Source organism: Rahnella perminowiae (assembly GCF_019049695.1).
Classification (GTDB): Bacteria; Pseudomonadota; Gammaproteobacteria; order Enterobacterales; family Enterobacteriaceae; genus Rahnella; species Rahnella perminowiae.
In genome coordinates this window covers 1-701 of record NZ_JAFMOT010000102.1, presented here as the reverse complement: position 1 = coordinate 701, position 701 = coordinate 1, and the positions used below count along the sequence as shown (strand labels likewise).

Sequence of the window (701 nt, the reverse complement as noted above, 5' to 3'; positions counted from 1 at the left end):
AGGCAGCACAGTTGGCTAAGTAAGTATTTTTACCCATCTCGATTTTTTCTTGCAAGTTCGCAGGTACTTTTTGTGCTGGTGCAGCTGCGTTATCGATATTTTGTGGCGCGCCTTCTGGTAGATAAACTTGGTCGTTTTGTTTGCCAGAATAGACGGTTTTGTTTGGGTCACCTTCAACTTTTATGATACCCAATGCCCCTTTATTAAATGCACGGAAGATTGAGTGGTCAACCATCACAAAGTCACCTGGGACTTCAGTTTTGAAAGTCGCGATTGCTGCGCCACCTGCTGGGATTAGGGTCGTTTGGACATTGTGGTTTTAAAGTTTTCCCGCCTCTACGTTGACTGTGTCAAAAATTTCGCCAATCACATGGAATGAAGACACCATGTTGGGTCCACCATTACCGACAAATAGACGAACGGTTTCACCCACTTTTGCTTTGAGCGCGTTTTCACCCGTCAATGCTCCGACAGAGCCGTTGAAGACGACATAGTCAGGTTTTTCTTCAATCGCTTTATCCATATCAAATGGTTGCAGACCTTGTTGGCCGTATTTACCTTTGGTATAGAAGTCACCTTGCATCACATAATATTCTTTATCAACTTTTGGTAGTCCTTCTTTAGGCTCAACCAAAATTAGACCATACATACCATTGGCGATGTGCATACCCACAGGCGCGGTCGCACAGTGATATACATAT

2 protein-coding genes are annotated in these 701 nt (G+C 43.9%); both read right to left on the bottom strand.

Annotated elements, in window-relative coordinates; translation table 11 throughout:
- A partial coding sequence (locus J1781_RS00515) for a hypothetical protein (protein ID WP_217233038.1) occupies positions 1–238 on the bottom strand: 238 nt, incomplete at its 3' end.
- Positions 239–319: 81 nt separating this feature from the next.
- Positions 320–701, bottom strand: a 382-nt coding sequence (locus tag J1781_RS00510) for a copper-containing nitrite reductase (protein WP_217233037.1), incomplete at its 5' end; no start/stop codon positions are given.